This is a genomic window from Agrobacterium sp. ST15.16.055 (genome assembly GCF_027956555.1).
GTDB classification, from domain to species: domain Bacteria; phylum Pseudomonadota; class Alphaproteobacteria; order Rhizobiales; family Rhizobiaceae; genus Agrobacterium; species Agrobacterium salinitolerans.
In genome coordinates this window covers 346611-364714 of record NZ_JAQKGN010000001.1, presented here as the reverse complement: position 1 = coordinate 364714, position 18104 = coordinate 346611, and the positions used below count along the sequence as shown (strand labels likewise).

Sequence of the window (18104 nt, the reverse complement as noted above, 5' to 3'; positions counted from 1 at the left end):
GCCTCGCCGCATGAAACCCCCGCCCGTGCTGGTGATTTTGCACAGGCAGGACGCTGGAAGGGAAAGCGTCGAAGCGCTTTCCCACCCGGAGAGATCACAATCAGTCCGCCGAACCGATAATGTCTGCGAAGCGCTTCTGCCCGTCTTCCGCCGACATCGAGCCCGCGAAGAACTCCGCCATCAGGTCTTCCTTCTGTTTCTGCGTATCGGCAGAAATCAGCTGGTCGGTGCTGGTCAGCGCATTGCCCTTGGCCAGAATTGCCAGACCCTTTTTCATGCAGTCATTGGCTGCATTGAGGTCGACGTCACCGCGGATCGGCAGCGAGCCTTTCTTCAGGTTAAAGGCAACCTGCGTTTTCGGATCGACGATGGTTGCGGCAAGAACGTCCTGCGCCTTGGTTTTCGCCTCGTCCTTCAAAACAGGGAAATAGAAGGCGTCGCCACCCGTGGTGAGGTATTCACTAAGACCAAGTCCGGGAAGGCAGGAATAGTCCGTGCCGGCTTTCTGGTTGGCAAGCTGGAATTCACCCTGCGCCCAGTCCCCCATGATCTGGCCGCCGGCCTTGCCGGTGATAACCATGTTGGTGGCCTGGTTCCAGTCCTGAACATTGGTGCCCTTGGCCATGTCGCGCGCCTCGACGGCAGCCGCGAAAATCTTCGCCATCTCAGGCCCGGCTGCAGTCTCGGCATCCTTGTCGCCATAGACTTTCTGATAAAGGTCCTTGCCGCCGAGCGAAAGCGTCAGCGTGTCGAACAGGCCGTTGGCCTGCCAGGCCTGCCCACCGAGCGCGAGCGGCTGGATACCGGCCTTTTTCAGCGCCGGTGCGGCGGCGACAAACTCCGTCCAGTTTTTCGGAACTTCGACGCCCGCCTTCTTGAAGGCTTCATTGGAAAGCCACAGCCATTGCCAGGAGTGGATGTTGACCGGCGCGCAATAAATCTTGCCGTCGATGGTGCAGCTGTCAAGCAGGCTCGCGGGCTTGATGACGTCTTTCCAGTTGCCCTTTGCAGCAACATCGGACAGGTCGCGCATCAGGCCTGCTTGAACAAGCTCTTCCGCCTGCCGGCCGTGGTTGAACTGGGTCGCACCCATCGGGTCACCGCCGGTGATGCGGCTGATCATGATCGGCCGGGCCGTGCCGCCCGAACCGGCAATCGCGCCGTCAACCCATTTGTTACCGGTGGCGTCGAAAGCCTTGGCCAATTCGGCGACCGCGGCGGCTTCGCCGCCCGATGTCCACCAATGGGTCACCTCAAGATCGGTGGCCCCGGCGATACCCGCCGGAATCATGACGCTGGCCAAAAAGGCCGCAGAAATAACACGCATTCGCATGAGTCTCCTCCCTCACTGAAACGTTACAGTTGGAACGTATGCGAAGATTTTTGATTAGGCAACCGCCTAAAATACGAATCTCGATGTGGCAATTTCGGACATGCCTTGCGACTGGAAACCTCGCAAATCGACGACCGGCGGCATGCCAGGTCCTGCCGGCCTGCCCCTTCCATTCCTACAATTTCTTCAAGGGACGCGGCTGCCGCATCCGTATTTGAATAAGGGGGCTCACCCTTTAAACATACAAACGAGCCGGAACGCCTTCCGCCTCGCCTCTGTCGTGCTGCCTCACAACACTATCCATTATTGCCTCTTATAGTCATCCTCGATGCGGATGACATCATCCTCGCCGATATAGGCTCCGGTCTGGATTTCGACCAGTTCGAGCGGAATCTGCCCCTCATTGGCAAGCCGATGTGACTCGCCGATCGGGATGTAAACCGACTGGTTCTCCGTCAGCAGCCGGGTTTCCTCGCCAATCGTCACCGTCGCCGTGCCCTTGACGACGATCCAGTGTTCCGAGCGGTGATAATGTTTCTGGAATGAGATGCGGTGGCCGGGATCGACCGTGATGTGGCCGACCCGGTAGCGCTCGTCCACATACATGTGTTCGATATAACCCCAAGGGCGATAGACCCGCTTGTGGGTCTGCGTCTGCGGTGCGTGTTCGCCATTCTTCAGCGTCTCCACCAGACCCTTCACATCCTGCACCCGGTTTTTCGGCACCACCAGAACCGCATCCTTGGTGGCCACGACAACCATGTCCCTGGCGCCCACCACCGTCGTCAGCAATTGCGTCGAATGGATGAGGCAGCCTTCGGAATCGATGAAGACGCCGTTGCCTTCCAGCGCATTGTCGTTGCCGCGCTTGTCGGCAATTTCCCAGATCGCATCCCAGCTGCCGATATCCGACCAGCGGAAATGGCCGTGCACCACCGCCATGCGTTTGGTCTTCTCGATCACCGCATAGTCGATGGAATTTTTCGGCGAAGCCTCGAAGCTTTCCTGATGAAGGCGCACGAAACCCAGGTCGCTTTCATATTGGTCGACCGCTTGCGTCACCGCCGCCAGAATCTCCGGGGCAAAGGCCTTCAGCTCGGCAATCATCACATCGGAACGGAACAGGAAATTGCCGGAATTCCAGAGATAACCTTTTTCCAGATAGGAGATCGCCGTCTTCATATCCGGTTTCTCCACAAAGGCATCCACGGTGCTGAGGTCTTCCTCGCCGTCGATCGCCTCGCCCGGCTTGATATAACCGTAGGAGGTGCGCGGTTCGGTCGGCACCAGGCCGAAGACGACGATATTGCCCTGATCGGCGGCTTTTGCGCCGAGTTTCACGGCGTCGGAGAACTTGTCGGCATCGAGCACCACATGATCGGCGGCAAGCGCCAGCACCAGGCATCCTGGCTCGCGGCGCTCGGCCAGCACGGCGGCGGCGGCCATGGCGGCGGCGCTGTCGCGGCGGGCGGGCTCCAGCACCACCGTCGCCGGCAAATCGATTTCTTCCGCCTGACGGCGGGCGAAGAAACGGAAATCCTCGTTGGTGATGACAAGCGGCTCGGCATAAAGGCTCTTATCGCCCACCCGCTGCAACGTTTGCTGATAGGTCGAAAGATTGCCGACCAGCGGCTGGAACTGCTTGGGCAACTGATCGCGCGAGACGGGCCAAAGTCGGGAGCCCGCACCGCCAGCCAGAAGAACCGGCGTGATCTTTCGAGTATGTTCCTTCACGGCAAAACCTTTCCAATATCAAAAATTTTCCGGCGCGCCGGACAATATACATATTTCCCAATGCCGCCATCATCGGTTTGCAAGCGGGCAAGCGCAAGCTCATAAATTCGCCTTGTGAAAGCTTGGTGAATGAGCAACAGGGCATTTGGAGGACATGTCGATTGCCCGGGGACCCGTTTCGCTAACGCGACATGGCTTGCGAGGTTCCACAGAACTCGCCACGGAAACGCCCACGAGGATCGCGGCAATGCACCACCCGCGGATCCGCATCTGCGGTCGGGCGGTGGCGCACGGGCCCGATAATCCAGCAACGGGTCAAGAACGTCGACTTAATCGATTAAATCCGGCCGCAAATTTCATCACGCTTAAATTTGCTGCACTGAACAACATTCAAGACTTGGCAGACGCGCGAAAAATACAATAACAACGGCGGATATTTTTACAATGTTATCGACACGAAAGCACGTTCAGCCCATGTCCGACACGACGAAGCCCGCCAGCACAAGAACATCGGTTACGGATCAGGAAGCCCTGGATTTTCACGCTCAAGGCAGGCCGGGGAAACTGGAAATCACCCCGACCAAGCCGATGGCGACGCAGCGGGATCTGTCGCTTGCCTATTCGCCTGGCGTGGCCGTACCAGTGAAAGCCATCGCCGAAAATCCGGCGACCGCTTACGATTATACAACGCGCGGCAACATGGTTGCGGTCATCTCCAACGGCACCGCCATCCTGGGTCTCGGCAATCTCGGCGCTCTGGCCTCCAAGCCGGTCATGGAAGGCAAGTCGGTCCTTTTCAAGCGCTTCGCCGATGTCGATTCCATTGACCTCGAGGTCGATACCGAAGACGCCGATGAGTTCATCAATTGTGTGCGTTACCTCGGACCCTCCTTCGGCGGTATCAATCTGGAAGACATCAAGGCGCCGGAATGTTTCATCATCGAAAGCCGCCTGCGCGAGCTGATGGACATTCCCGTTTTCCATGACGACCAGCACGGCACCGCCATCATCGCCGCCGCCGGCCTCATCAACGCCATCGAGTTGACGGGCCGCGACTTCAAGACCACCAAGCTGGTCTGCAACGGCGCGGGCGCTGCGGCAATCGCCTGCATGGACCTCATCAAGGCCATGGGGTTCAACCCTGAAAACATCACGCTCTGCGATACCAAGGGCGTGATCTATCAGGGCCGTGCCGAAGGCATGAACCAGTGGAAATCCGCCCATGCGGTGAAAACCAACAACCGCACGCTGGCGGAAGCCATGAAGGGTGCGGATGTGGTGTTCGGCCTCTCCCAAAAGGGCGCTTTCAGCGAAGAGATGATCCGCTCCATGGCGCCGAAGCCGATCATCTTCGCCATGGCCAATCCGGACCCGGAAATTACGCCGGAAGAAGTGTCGCGCATCCGCGACGACGCCATCATGGCGACCGGGCGTTCGGACTACCCGAACCAGGTCAACAACGTCCTCGGCTTTCCCTATATTTTCCGTGGCGCGCTCGATGTTCGCGCCAGCCAGATCAACGATGCGATGAAGATCGCGGCGGCACAGGCGCTGGCCGATCTTGCCCGCGAGGATGTGCCTGACGATGTGGCCGCCGCCTATCAGGGCAACCGTCCGCGCTTCGGGTCGCAATACATCATTCCGGTTCCCTTCGATCCGCGCCTGATTTCGGCAATTCCTGTGGCCGTGGCGAAAGCGGCGATTGAAACCGGCGTCGCCCGCCGGGAGCTGCCCGATCTCGATGCCTATGCCCGCGAGCTTTCCGCCCGTCGCGACCCGATGGCTTCCACCACGCAGCGCCTTTACGAACGGGTGCGCCGCTCGCCCAAGCGGGTCGTTTTTGCGGAAGCCGAAGAAGAACAGGTCATGCGCGCGGCGATTTCCTTCACCGCGCAGGGCCTCGGCACCGCCATCCTGCTCGGCCGTGACGACATCATCCGGGCCAATGCGGAACGCGCCGGCATCGATCTCGACCGCGCCAATATCGAGATCACCAATGCGCGCCTTTCCAGCCGTGTCGATGCCTATGTCGATTACCTCTATGCGCGCCTGCAGCGCGGCGGTTTCCTGCTGCGCGACGTACAGCGCCTGATCCATAACGACCGCAACCATTTCGCCGCCTGCATGGTGGCGATGGGCGATGCGGACGCCGTGGTCACCGGCGTCACCCGCAATTACTCCACGGCGCTGGAAGATATTCGCCGTTGCATCAACACAAAGCCCGGCCATCGCGTCATCGGCGTTTCGCTGGTGGTCTCGCGCAACCGAACCGTCTTCGTTGCCGATACGGCCGTGCATGATATGCCGAATGCCGAGGACCTGGCGGATATCGCCGAAGAGGCCGCCCACCTTGCACGCCGTTTCGGTTACGAACCGCGCGTTGCCATGCTCGCCTATTCCACTTTCGGCCAGCCGGTCGGCGAACGCTCCGACAAAGTACGTGAGGCCGTGAAAATCCTCGACAAGCGAAACGTCAATTTCGAGGTCGATGGCGAAATGTCGGCCGATATAGCACTCAACCATCACCGGATGCAGAGCCAGTATCCCTTCGCGCGTCTTTCCGGCCCGGCCAATGTGCTGGTCATGCCCGCCATCCATTCCGCCTCCATCTCCACCAAGATGCTGCAGGAACTGGGCGGCGCGACCGTCATCGGCCCGCTTCTCGTCGGCCTCGACAAGTCGGTGCAGATCACTTCGATGGGCGCGAAGGACAGCGACATCGTTAACATGGCGGCAATCGCGGCCTACAACGCCGGTCGTTGAGACGGGCTGGAGGTTGCAGCACGTTTCTTCGCACCGGCGAGGCGCGTTGCAATATCCATCGCCTGGCCCCTTTCTGGTCTGGAGATTTTGGAAACGTATCACTCGCCCGCCTCTGTCTGAGGCGGGCTTTTTCGTGGTCTTGAGGGTGGTTTGGGTGGATTTCAGGCCCGATGAGGCGTTGTCGGCGTCGGCAATGTCACCCAGAGGGGCGTGTTGAAAGCCACCGCTGCTAGCAAGATCTGCGCCTTTGTCTCGACGATCCCACGGTAGCGGATCACGCTGGGGCCAACACGGTTCTTCAGTGTGGAAAATGTCGTTTCCACGGCCGCCCGACCCTTCAATATCATCGGGTTAAGGCGGACAAGACGCAGCGTCAGGACACGGTGACGCCGATTCGGCCGGCTCGTCGGCGATGGGGGCAACGTTACCGTCGCCCCCGACATTCCCGTCAAACGTAACGATTGACCACGTTTTCCAGATACTCCTGACGGCCGGACTTCGGCTCAGGATTGATATCCTCACGCTCGACCAGCGCTGCGATCTCCTCGAGCTTCAGCTCGCCGCGCAGCATCTTCTGCGCTTCGGCAGAATCCCACTTGGCGTAACGCTCGGAAAGCGGCTTGGACAGCGCGCCATCCTCGATCATCTTCGCCGCTGCCTTCAGGCCACGGGCGCAGCAATCCATGCCGCCGATATGGCCGATCAGCAGATCCTGCGGATCGAGCGACTGGCGGCGCAGCTTGGAATCGAAGTTTGTGCCGCCATTCTTGAAGCCGCCACCGGCCAGAACATGGTAATAGGCAAGCGCCATTTCCGGCACGTTGTTGGGGAACTGGTCGGTATCCCAGCCGGACTGGTAGTCGTTGCGGTTCATGTCGATGGAGCCGAAAATGCCGAAGGCATTGGCCATGGCCAGCTCATGTTCGAAGGAATGGCCGGCGAGGATGGCATGGCCCTGCTCGATATTGACCTTCACTTCCTTTTCGAGACCGTTCTTTTGCAGGAAGGCATAAACGGTGGCGACATCGTAATCGTACTGGTGCTTGGTCGGCTCCTGCGGCTTCGGCTCGATCAGGATCGTGCCTTCGAAGCCGATCTTGTATTTATATTCCACCACCAGATTGAGGAAACGGCCGAGCTGGTCGAGTTCACGCGACAGATCGGTGTTGAGCAGCGTTTCATAACCTTCACGACCGCCCCACAGAACATAGTTGGCGCCGCCAAGCTTCTTGGTGGCATCCATGCAGGTCTTCACCGTCGCGGCGGAGAAGGCGAAGACGTCAGGATCGGGATTGGTCGCGGCACCCGACATGAAGCGGCGGTTGGAGAAGAGGTTGGCCGTACCCCACAGCAGCTTCACGCCGGTATCGGCCTGCTTCTGCGCGAAATAATCGACGATCTCATTGAGGTTCTTGGTGTTTTCGGCAAAGTTCTTGCCTTCCGGGCGCACATCGGCATCGTGGAAGCAGTAGAACGGTGAACCGAGCAGCGAGAAGAATTCGAACGCCACGTCCGCTTTCAGTTTCGCGGCCTGCATGGTGTCTTCGAACCACGGACGCTGAAAGGTCTGGCCGCCGAAGGGGTCACCGCCCGGCCATGTGAAGGTGTGCCAATAGGCTACCGCGAAACGCAGGTGATCTTCCATGCGCTTGCCGGCGACGATCTCGTCGGGATTGTAGTGGCGGAAGGCCAGCGGATTGGTGCTGTCGGGGCCTTCATATTTGATCTTGGCGATATCGCCGAAGAAGCCTGTCGTCATTGGGTGGTTCCTCCATGGTGGGTTTAAATCGTGTTTGAAAATTTCAAGGTTGGAGGGTGTGGCTCACCCCCCTCTGTCCTGCCGGACATCTCCCCCTCAAGGGGGAGATCGACTCGTAGTTACGTCCTCACCTCTCGCGAGGCGGAGTATGAAGTGAGGTGTCCGCCACTTGCCGATCTCCCCCCTTGAGGGGGAGATGTCCGGCAGGGCAGAGGGGGGGGTGACGCCGCACACGCCGCGTCTCACTGCGAAAGCGCCCTTATCGCCGGATAAAGCGCATGATACCGCCTGTAAGCCTCCTCATAAGCCGCGGCCAGATCAGCCACCGGCTCAATCGTCCGCGCCGTCTCCGGCTGCGAGCAAACCGCCACCGGATCGGCCCCGGTCGCGGCAATCAGGCCAAGGCGGGCGGCACCAAAGGCCGCGCCGAAATCGCCCTCGGCCGGAATATCCACGGGAACGCCCAGCGAGGTGGCGATCGAGGCCAGCCAGTAAGTCGAGCGCGAGCCGCCGCCGATGGCGGTGACGCGGGAGATTGACGTGCCGGCCGATTTCAGCGCTTCGAGATTATCCCGGATCGCAAAGGTAACGCCTTCCAGCACGGCCTGGGTCAGCGCCTTGCGGTCGCTTTCATGGGACAGGCCAATGAAGGAGCCACGGATGGCCGCGTCATTATGCGGGGTGCGTTCGCCGGAAAGATAGGGCGCGAAAGTGACGCCGGAGGGGGCCAGAAGCGTCTCGCCGAGTTCACTGGTCAGATCGGCAGCGGATTGGCCGGTGAGGCGCGAATACCAGTTCAACGCATCCGTCGCGGAGAGGATGACGCCCATCTGGTGCCAGGTGTCGGGCAGCGCATGGCAGAAGGCATGCACGGCGCTTTCCGGCTTCGGCAGGTAAGAGGCGTTGGCGGCAAAGAGCACGCCCGATGTGCCGAGCGATACGAAGGCATGGCCTTCCTTCACCGTGCCCATGCCGCAGGCGGAAGCGGCATTGTCGCCAGCACCACCGGCGACCACGGCACGGCCGGAAATGCCCCATTCGGAAGCCAGCTCACTGCGCAGAACGCCCGCCTCATCCGTGCCTTCCACCAGCGACGGCATGTGTTTTTCATCGAGCCCCGTCGCCGCAAGCAGATCGGAAGACCATTTGCGCGCGCCGGTATCCAGCCAGGCGGTGCCGGCGGAATCGGACATTTCCGAGATATACTCGCCGGTCAGCCATAGCCGCAGATAATCCTTCGGCAGCAATACCTTGGCCACTTTCGCGAAGATGTCGGGCTCGTTCTTCGCCACCCAGGCAAGCTTCGGCGCGGTGAAACCGGGGAAGACGATATTGCCTGTTATCTTGCGGAAACGCGGATCGGCATCGAGAGCGGCAGCCTCGGCATGGGAGCGTGTGTCGTTCCACAGGATGCAGGGGCGCAGCACCTTGCCTTCGGCATCCACAAGCGTCGCGCCATGCATCTGACCGGAAAGGCCGATGCCCTTGACGGCAGCAAGCTCTTTCGCAAACTTCTGCTTCAGGCCGGCAACGGCGGTTTTCGTCGCAGCAATCCAGTCGGCCGGGTCCTGTTCCGACCAACCATGATGCGGGCGCGAAACATCAAGCGAACCGTTGGCCGAGCCGATGATTTTCTGATCGTCGTCCATCAGCAGTGCTTTGACGCCTGACGTGCCAAGATCGAGACCGAGATACATGTATTTCTCCATTCCGGCGCGCCTTGCGCCACTTCCAGCCTGTTTGCTCAGGGAAGATTGTCCCTGAGGAAGATGTCGATACGAATACGTTCCTGCGCGGCGATGACGGGCAGGCCATCGGCGCGCGCCTTCAACACGCGGATGGCGCTGCGCACCTCATGTCCCGCATCCTGGTTGAGCACGGCATCGAGCAGCCCTTGCCGCAGCGCATTGGCGGTGTTTTCCGTCAGTTCATGGGCGATGACCGAAAGCGTTTTTTCGCCATCCGCGGCCCCAAGCGCTCGGATGAGACCACGATTGCCGGCACCGAGACTGTAGATGCCTGACAGTGCGGCATTGCCCAGAGCCTTGGACACCAGCGCTTCGACGGTGAGAGGATCGTCCCTGCCCTCCAGCACGGGCAACAGCCGCAAGTGCGGGAATTCCGCTTCGAGGACGACGCGAAACCCTTCCAGACGTTCGCGATGGTCACGCACCAGCATGGAGCCGGCAACAACCGCGACATCGCCGCCGCGCCCGGAGAGGAAACGCCCCATCAAGCTTGCCGCCGTGCGTCCGGCCGCAACGTTGTCCACACCGGCATAATGATCGCGCCTCGAGCCGGAAAGGTCGGACACCAATGTGACAGTGGCGATGCCATCTTCCGCCAGCCGGTCGGCGGCCTCGGCCACGTCTTCGGAATCGGTTGCGACGAAGGCAACGCCCGAGGGCTTTTCCCGGCGTGCAACTTCCAGTGCCTCGGTCAGTGCCGCGGCATTAAACGGCGGCACCTCGATGACACGGATGGCCGTGCGCTCCAGATGGGAGCGGCTGGCCGCCGCCCGCACCTCGGCGCGCAGCGTCGCCATAAAGGAATTGTCATTGCCGGGCAGGATGAAGACCATGGAGTAGTTGCGGCCCTTGGCCAAATTGGCCGCCGCGATATCGCGCACATAACCAAGCTCGGCAATGGCGGCTTCCACCCGCGCCCGCGTCGCCGCATGCACGCCAGGGCGCATGTTCAACACCCGGTCGATGGTGGCAAGGCTGACGCCTGCCCGCTCTGCAATATCATGAACTGTCGGCTTCATGGCTCCTCCCTCCCCCTTGCATATCCAGCTTTGCCGCCGCCGTAAATCGAAAAATGATGTACGTACCTCATATTTCATCAACCGGCTGCGGAATATCAATGCCCGCATGGGCTGAGGTTAATAAAGCGTCCGCCGGTAGTCCTGCTCCAGCTGCTCGTCCATCTTCTGCATCTCGCGCCCGTCCGTCGGCGCCCCCGTTGTCTCATCGAGAATGATCTTGATAAGCGAGGGCATTTCCGACCGGACCTGCAAATGCGCGGGATCCCACAGGTGGGAGCGCCGGAACGCCTTGGCGCAATGCATGAAGACCTCATCTACCTTCACGACGATGGCAAGTTTGGGGATACGATCCGCAACGCTCATGAGCTTCAGCAGTTCGGGATCGTTGCTCAGTGTCGCGCGCCCGTTCACCCGCAGGGTGTCGTCAAAGCCGGGCACGATGAACAACAGACCCACAACGGGGTTGGCGATTATGTTGCTGAGAGTATCAAGGCGATTGTTGCCCGGCCGGTCCGGGATCACCAGGGTGCGGCCATCAAGAACCTTTACGAAGCCCGCCGGATCACCGCGCGGGCTGACATCGGCCTTTCCTGCGAGATTCTGGGTGCCGATGCAGAGAAACGGGGACCGTCTTATGAATTCCTGCGCATGTACGCCAAGCCTGTCCTGACACTTCTGTATCGCCAGCGCATGTGTCGGCTCAAACAACCCGCGAAGCGACTGCTCATCCGTTATGGCAAAGTCTGGCCTGATTGCAAAGTTTGGAGTGAGTTCCAAGTCCGTCATGATCTCCCCCTCTGAACAGCTCTGCCCAGCGGCAAAAATCCAGGTCAACCGTCCTCCCGGCCCCGATTTCGCTCCCTCTGTGCATTTTTTGAGGTACGTACCTCAATGATTGGTATACATGGATTGCCCGTTGCGATCAACAGCTGAAATCGGCCAACAGCCGCATTGGAATTTTGGACGGACGCAAAAAAGGGGCCGTCATTCCGACGGCCCCAGCTCTGCGGTGGATGGGAGGGGATTGTTATCAGTGCGCCGCGTCTGGCGGCGGCGCTGCCTTGGGTTTCTGAATCAGCACGGTCATGAAGATCAGGCTGGAGAACAGGATCGTCAGCGCGAAGAACACATCCGCGAAGGCCAAAATCCATGCCTGCTGCGAGACCATGCCAACCATTTTCTTGACCGCGACGGAGGCGCCGTCCAGGCCGTAGGAATCGTAGTTGGCGCCGACATTGTTCAGCCATTCCAGCGCCTGCGGGTTGGAGTAGCTGATATGTTCGGCCAGCCGCACATAATGGTCGTCCGTGCGCTGCGACAGCATGGTGTTGATGATGGCAAGACCAACCGCGCCGCCGAGGTTACGGGTGAGGTTGAAGAGGCCGGATGCATTGCGGATACGGGCGGGCGGCAGCGTGCCGAGCGCGATATTGTTGATCGGCACCATACACATCATCAGGCCGAAACCGCGCAGGATTTGCGGGATCAACAGCTCGTAGAAATCCCAGTCCGTCGTCACATGCGTCATGATCCATGTGCCGCAGCCGAAGCTGATGAAGCCGATGGCCATCATGATGCGCGGATCGAGCTTGGTGGAGACCTTGCCGGCAATCGGCGCGGTGAAGAACATGGCAAGACCGGATACGAACATGGTCTCGCCGATCATCAGCGCGTCATATCCCCTCACCCGGCCGAGATAGAGCGGGTAGAGATATGTAAGGCCATAAAGCCCGATGCCCATGACGAAGGAGAAGAGCGAGCCGATGGAGAAGTTGCGGTCGGCAAAGGCGCGGATATCCACGACAGGGAATTCCACTTTGAAGGCGCGCCAGAAGAACACGACGGCGCCGACGACCATCGCAATCGAGCCCAGCACAATGTGTTCGTCGTTGAACCAGTCCTTGTTGTTGCCCTCTTCCAGCACATATTCCAGCGAGCCGAGGAAAACCGCCATCGAAAGCAGACCCCACCAGTCGAACTTCTTCCAGAGCGACTTTTCCGGCTTGTCGAAATCGATCAGGCTCCAGGTCAGGATGGTGACGATGATGCCGGGGATAATGTTGACGAGGAACAGCCAGTGCCAGGAAAAGGCATTGGAAAGATAACCGCCGACCGTCGGGCCGATGGTGGGTGCGAGCGTGGCGACGAGACCGATGATCGGCGAGACGACAGAACGCTTCGACGGCGGGAAGATGGTGAAGGCCGCCGCAAAGACCGACGGGATCATACCGCCGCCGATAAAGCCCTGGATCGCGCGATAGACGATCATCTGGTCGATATTGGTGGCGGTGGCGCAAAGCGCGCTCGATATGGTGAAGCCGGCCGCACAAGTGGCGAAGAGCACCCGCGTGGAGAGGATGCGCGCCAGCGTGCCCGACAGCGGGATCATGATCACTTCCGCGATCAGATAGGACGTCTGCACCCAGGCGATCTCATCCGAGCCGGCACCGAGGCCGGCCTGGATTTCCGCAAGCGAGGCGGAGACGATCTGAATGTCGAGAATGGACATGAACATGCCGAAGACCATCGCGAAAAACGCGATGAGCCTGCGCCTGTCCATCGGGGGATCGGCGGGGATGGACGCCCCGCCCGTACCGACAACCGTAGCCGCCATGATCTTGACCTCAACGGCGCATCAGCGATGCGCCTTACTTGGCTTCCGGGTTGGCTTGCGCCGTTTTCGTGGTTTCCGGCGCCGTGCGGGTATCGACATCGACAACAACGCTGAGGCCGGCGCGCAGATTGTGCTTTTCAAGGTCTTCCTTGGAGAAGACGATACGAACCGGCACGCGCTGGATGACCTTGGTGAAGTTGCCCGTCGCGTTTTCCGGCGGCAGCATGGAGAAGACCGAGCCTGAGCCGGGCGAGATCGACTGCACCGTGCCTTCGATGGTCGCATCGTCGAAAGCATCGACATGGACGCGAACCTTCGAACCCGGCACAACGCGGGCGAGCTGCGTTTCCTTGAAATTGGCGTCGATATAAAGCTCGTTCATCGGCACCAGCGACGCCAGGCGCTTGCCGACAGACACCAGATCGCCATTCTGCACCGCCAGATTACCGATGACGCCGTCATAGGGCGCCTTCAGAACCGTGAAGGACAGGTCACGGGCGGCCTTGTCACGCGAGAGCTGCAGCGAACGGATGGTGCTTTCGGCTTCCTCGCGCTGGGCACGCAGAAGTTCCACATTGGCCTTGGCCGAAGCGATGGCTGCATCGCCGGCCACGACATTCGCCTTGGCCTGATCAAGCGCGACCTGCGCGTTGTCGGAGGCGGCGACCGTGCCGACATCCTTCGCCTGTAGCTCGCTCGCGCGCTTCTGGGTGATTTCAGCGCCGCGAAGGGCGGCATCCAGCGCGCCCTTCTGGGCAACCGCCTGTTCCAGTGCAGCCTCGCCGCCGATGATCTGCGCATCGATGCGCTTCAGCGACAGTTCTTCGGTGCGGATCTGCGCTTCGGCCTGCTCAAGGGCGATGCGGTAATCGCCGTCGTCCAGCGTCACCAGCGGATCGCCTGCCTTCACTTCCTGGTTCTCGACGACGTTCACCTTGGCGACGTAGCCGGAAACCTTCGGTGCGATGACGGCAATGTCGCCTTCAATATAGGCGTCGTCCGTCGACACAAGGAAGCGCCCGTCGGTCCACCAGTTATAACCATACCAGCCGGCACCGGCCAGCAGGGCGACGGCGATGACGGGGAGAAGCTTGGAACGCTTTTTCTGCTTCGGCGCAGCCGTCGTCTGAGCAGGCGGCGCGGCCGGAGCCTCGGCCGGCTTTGCGGGAGAGGTCTCGGCCTTGGCGGAGATATCCGCCTCTTCCGCATCGTTGACGGCGCGAACCGCGCTATTCTTCTGGGCCGACATGAGAGCTTACCGTGATAGATTGAAGAAAGTTTTTCGAACTGAACCGTTCGGTTCGATTGACATAATCTCTTTCCTGACACATATCAAGTGTTATCGAACCGATTGGTTCGACGTTCGGTTAATTTTTTTTACGCCATTGCAATGCTAAGAGGCGGTAGCGATGGCAGGTGAAGACAGGGATATGGAGACGGAAACGGAAACGGGCTGTCCGGGCAATGCCGCCGGGCGTTTTGCGGCGGGCGAAGACCCGGCCAAACGCGAGCAGATTCTGGCAGGTGCCTGGCGCGTGTTCAAGCGCAAGGGTTTCGATGCCGCCAGCATGAACGACATCACGCGCGAGGCGGGCGTTTCCAAGGGCACGATCTATGTCTATTTCTCCAACAAGGAGGACCTGTTCGCCGCGCTGGTCGATCACCACCGGCAGGAATTCGCCAACTCGATGCGCGATATTCTCGCCGGCACCGAAGAGGTGCGCGACGGACTGAGACAATTCGGCAAGGCCTTCGCCAACAAGATGATCTGTTCCGAGATGATCCCGGCCATGCGGTCGGTCATCGGCGTCATCGACCGCATGCCGAAATTGGCGCAGCGCTTCTTCATCGCCGCGCCTAACAATGTCCGCACCGTGCTCCAGGATTTTATCGAACATCATGTCGCGCTCGGCCATCTGCAGGTCGATGACGTGGAACTGGCCGCTCGGCAATATATCGAGCTTTCCACCGGCACCTTCTTCAAGCTGCGCCTGTTCGGAGAAATCGAAGGCCCGGTTCCGGAAGAAGAGCTGGACCGGGTGATCGCCAGCGCCATTATGGTATTCATGGCCGCCTACGGAACCGACAAGGCCTGAAATCATTCAGCAACGGAAAATACGCCAATACGCGGACTGCGCGAAATTTCGATGAAATCCTGCGCTGTGGAGCCATCATTTCCTTGTTTCTCGCGTATTGCGCTATAAGTTCCACCCACCGAATGTTTCGGCTGGCCTTGTTGCTGAAAGGAAAAACGACCTGATGGAGTCCATTCTCCCTCTTTTATCTGACCCCGCCGCCTGGGTGGCGCTCGTCACGCTGATCGTCATGGAGGTCGTGCTCGGCATCGACAACCTGATCTTCATCTCCATCCTCACCAACAAGCTGCCGCCCGAACAGCGCGAAAAAGCCCGCAAGATCGGTATAGGCCTTGCGCTCATCATGCGCCTCGGCCTGCTCGGCACCGTCGCATGGATCGTGCAGCTCACCACGCCGGTCTTCGAAGTCTTCGGCCATGCTTTCTCGTGGAAGGACATGATCCTCATCGCCGGCGGTCTTTTCCTGATGTGGAAGGCCACGAAGGAAATTCACCACAATGTCGACCCGGAAGATCACAAGGAAGACATGGTGGGCGGCCCGGCCGCGATGAATTTCGGCGCCGCCATCGGCCAGATCCTGCTGCTTGACCTCGTCTTCTCGGTAGACAGCATCATCACCGCCGTCGGCATGACACCGCATCTGCCGATCATGATCGTCGCGGTCATCGTGGCCGTCACCGTCATGCTGCTGGCCGCAACGCCGCTCGCCAACTTCATCGAGCGCAACCCCACCATCGTCATGCTGGCGCTCGCCTTCCTGATGATGATCGGCACAACGCTGATCGCCGAAGGCATGGGCTTCCATGTTCCGAAAGGCTACGTCTATGCCGCCATGGCGTTCTCGGCGCTGGTGGAACTGCTCAACATGCTCGCCCGCAATGCGAGGCGCAGGAAGAAGGCCAGCGCGGAAGAGGCGCATTGACGGCACTTCCTTTTGTCATGCCGGACCAGATCCCGCATATTTTCAGCCCAGGCCCTTGGGCTGAGAAAACTCTTCCCGCCGCGTGAGAGCCCCGGCGGCCGGATACCGGTGCAGGGCCGGCATGACGGAAAGGCAGGAATGGCCGTCTCCACTCCGGAACCGCTTCACCCCGGCTTGCGTTCTTTGATATCCTCGTCGATAGAGTCATTCTCCGCTTCTCCTTCGAAAGCATGAACCAGCATGACGACAGACCAGATCCTCGCCTTCACCGTCATCGCCGGCATGATGGTTGCGTTCATCTGGGACAGGCTGCGTTACGATGTCGTCGCCTGCAGTGCGCTGCTCGTGGCGGTGGTTCTTGGCGTCGTGCCTTTCGACAAGGCTTTCTCCGGGTTTTCGGATGATATCGTGATTATCGTCGGCAGCGCTCTGGTGGTCAGTTCGGCGGTGGCGCGGTCAGGCGTCGTCGACATGACGATCAAGAAATATTTTCCCGAAATGCATTCGAAGAGCCTGCAACTTGCCTTCCTGATGATCGTCGTCGCGGTCATGTCAGCCTTCATCAAGAATATCGGCGCGCTCGCCATCATGATGCCGGTCGCTTTCCAGTTCGCCCGCAAGTCCGGCAGTCCGGTCTCTTATTATCTGATGCCCATGGCCTTCGCCGCACTCCTGGGCGGGCTGATGACGCAGATCGGCACCTCACCCAATATCGTCGTCTCACGACTGCGCGAAGAAATGACCGGGCAGAGTTTTTCGATGTTCGACTTCACGCCCGTCGGAGCCGGCCTCACCGTCATCGGCATCATCTTCCTGACCTTCGGTTACCGGCTTCTGCCGGTGCGCAACCGCGAAAAGGCCTCTGTAGAGGATATTCTCGACCAAGCCTCCTATACGGCGGAAGCGACGCTGCCGGCGGACAGCAACTTTGCGGAAAAGCCGCTGCGCACGCTGCTGAAACAGGCCGATGGCGACGTGATTGCCAGCACGATCCTGCGCGGGCCGCGGCGCATCTCCCCCTTCCCCGACGTGAAGCTCAAAGCTGGCGACACTATTCTGCTCGAAGGCAGCCCGGAGGGGCTGGACCGCATCGTCTCCCAGGCAAAGTTGCAGCTCTCCGGCAAGCCGCTGATGGAGAACGGCCAGAAGACCGCCGATCTCATTTCCATGGAGGCGGTCATCAGCAATGAATCGGTGCTGAGCGGCATTTCCGCGCGCGAGCTTTCACTCTCTTATACGCGCGGCGTCAACCTGATCGCCGTCAGCCGGCGCGGCCAGCGTGTCAGCCAGCGGCTCTCCGAGCTGACATTGCAGGCGGGCGATGTCGTTCTTCTACAGGGAAGCCGCAAGAACCTGCCGCAGGTGCTGCAGGAATTTTCGCTCTTACCGCTGGCGCAACGGGAAATCCTGCTGGGCGTGCAGCGCCGCGCGCTTTTGCCCGTCATCGTGCTTGCCGCCGCCATGATCGCCGCCGGCAGCGGGGTGGTGCCGGTCTCCGTCGCCTTTTTCGCAGCCGCCTTCCTGATGATCGTCGTCGGTGCGATCCCGCTGACCGAGGTCTATAAATCCATTGACGGACCGATCCTCGTCATGCTCGCCACCCTCATTCCCGTCAGCGACTCGCTCCGCACCACCGGCGCAAGCGAACTCATGGCCGCCTGGCTTGGCCAGGCCGCGCAGGGATTGCCGCCCTTTGCGGCGCTCGGCATGATCCTGCTCACAGCCATGGCGGTCACGCCCTTTCTCAACAATGCCGCCACCGTGCTGGTCATGGCCCCCATCGCCGCCGGTTTCGCCACCACACTCGGTTTCAAGCCAGAGGCCTTCCTGATGGCGGTGGCAATTGGCGCGGGTTGCGATTTCCTCACCCCCATCGGCCACCAGTGCAACACTCTTGTCATGGGCCCCGGCGGTTACCGCTTCAGCGACTATCCGCGGCTTGGCCTGCCGCTGTCGATCATGATCGTCATCGCCAGCATTCCCATGCTACTTTACGTCTGGCCCGTGAACTAGGACGCGAACCGGCGTGCTGAACCAGGGCGGACCGCCGCCGTGCGAAGCCGCGTCGCCTTCGTATTTCCTTGACGCCTGCGGTAGAATATGGCCTAAGCCGAAG

Annotated in this window: 12 protein-coding genes and 1 pseudogene; 4 read left to right on the top strand and 9 right to left on the bottom strand. The window is 60.3% G+C overall.

The features are described from left to right. Window positions 1-100 precede the first annotated feature (100 nt). Window positions 101-1333 carry an ABC transporter substrate-binding protein gene (locus PL599_RS01740; protein ID WP_137411609.1) on the bottom strand — a complete coding sequence of 411 codons (1233 nt, stop codon included), beginning with the start codon at window positions 1331-1333 and terminating at the stop codon, window positions 101-103. Between the two features lie 303 nt (window positions 1334-1636). Beyond that, complete coding sequence (locus PL599_RS01735; RefSeq protein WP_077985011.1) at window positions 1637-3067, bottom strand: mannose-1-phosphate guanylyltransferase/mannose-6-phosphate isomerase; 1431 nt, start codon at window positions 3065-3067, stop codon at window positions 1637-1639. A 474-nt stretch (window positions 3068-3541) separates the two neighbouring features. Here PL599_RS01735 and PL599_RS01730 point away from each other — a divergent pair, with 474 nt between their 5' ends. Continuing rightward, entirely contained in the window at window positions 3542-5830 is a 2289-nt protein-coding gene (locus tag PL599_RS01730; protein WP_077985012.1) for an NADP-dependent malic enzyme, read from the top strand. 161 nt (window positions 5831-5991) lie between these two features. Here the strand turns inward: PL599_RS01730 and PL599_RS01725 are convergent. The 7 genes and pseudogenes from PL599_RS01725 to PL599_RS01695 all read right to left on the bottom strand — a co-directional run. After that, a pseudogene (locus PL599_RS01725) lies at window positions 5992-6237 on the bottom strand (transposase); the annotation flags it as partial. A 41-nt stretch (window positions 6238-6278) separates the two neighbouring features. Then, window positions 6279-7589, bottom strand: coding sequence for a xylose isomerase (gene xylA, locus PL599_RS01720; RefSeq protein ID WP_269823566.1), 1311 nt, complete (start codon window positions 7587-7589; stop codon window positions 6279-6281). A 242-nt stretch (window positions 7590-7831) separates the two neighbouring features. After that, window positions 7832-9286, bottom strand: a complete 1455-nt coding sequence (gene xylB / locus PL599_RS01715) for a xylulokinase (RefSeq protein ID WP_269823582.1) — start codon at window positions 9284-9286, stop codon at window positions 7832-7834. A 47-nt stretch (window positions 9287-9333) separates the two neighbouring features. Further along, window positions 9334-10356, bottom strand: coding sequence for a LacI family DNA-binding transcriptional regulator (locus PL599_RS01710; RefSeq protein WP_269823565.1), 1023 nt, complete (start codon window positions 10354-10356; stop codon window positions 9334-9336). 117 nt (window positions 10357-10473) lie between these two features. Then, complete coding sequence (locus PL599_RS01705; protein ID WP_269823564.1) at window positions 10474-11142, bottom strand: pyridoxamine 5'-phosphate oxidase family protein; 669 nt, start codon at window positions 11140-11142, stop codon at window positions 10474-10476. Window positions 11143-11386: 244 nt separating this feature from the next. Further along, a complete protein-coding gene (locus PL599_RS01700; RefSeq protein WP_142911934.1) occupies window positions 11387-12970 on the bottom strand; it encodes a DHA2 family efflux MFS transporter permease subunit in 1584 nt (527 codons plus the stop codon). Between the two features lie 34 nt (window positions 12971-13004). Then, on the bottom strand, window positions 13005-14219 hold the full coding sequence (locus PL599_RS01695) for an HlyD family secretion protein (RefSeq protein WP_137411603.1): 1215 nt from the start codon (window positions 14217-14219) through the stop codon (window positions 13005-13007). 160 nt (window positions 14220-14379) lie between these two features. Here PL599_RS01695 and PL599_RS01690 point away from each other — a divergent pair, with 160 nt between their 5' ends. The 3 genes from PL599_RS01690 (at window position 14380) to PL599_RS01680 (ending at window position 18001) form a co-directional block, all read left to right on the top strand. After that, complete coding sequence (locus PL599_RS01690; RefSeq protein ID WP_080795819.1) at window positions 14380-15066, top strand: TetR/AcrR family transcriptional regulator; 687 nt, start codon at window positions 14380-14382, stop codon at window positions 15064-15066. Window positions 15067-15229: 163 nt separating this feature from the next. Then, window positions 15230-15988 (top strand): TerC family protein, encoded by a 759-nt coding sequence (locus tag PL599_RS01685; protein WP_077985298.1) that lies wholly within the window; start codon window positions 15230-15232, stop codon window positions 15986-15988. A gap of 240 nt (window positions 15989-16228) precedes the next feature. Then, window positions 16229-18001, top strand: a complete 1773-nt coding sequence (locus PL599_RS01680) for an SLC13 family permease (protein ID WP_077985021.1) — start codon at window positions 16229-16231, stop codon at window positions 17999-18001. Window positions 18002-18104: the final 103 nt, after the last annotated feature.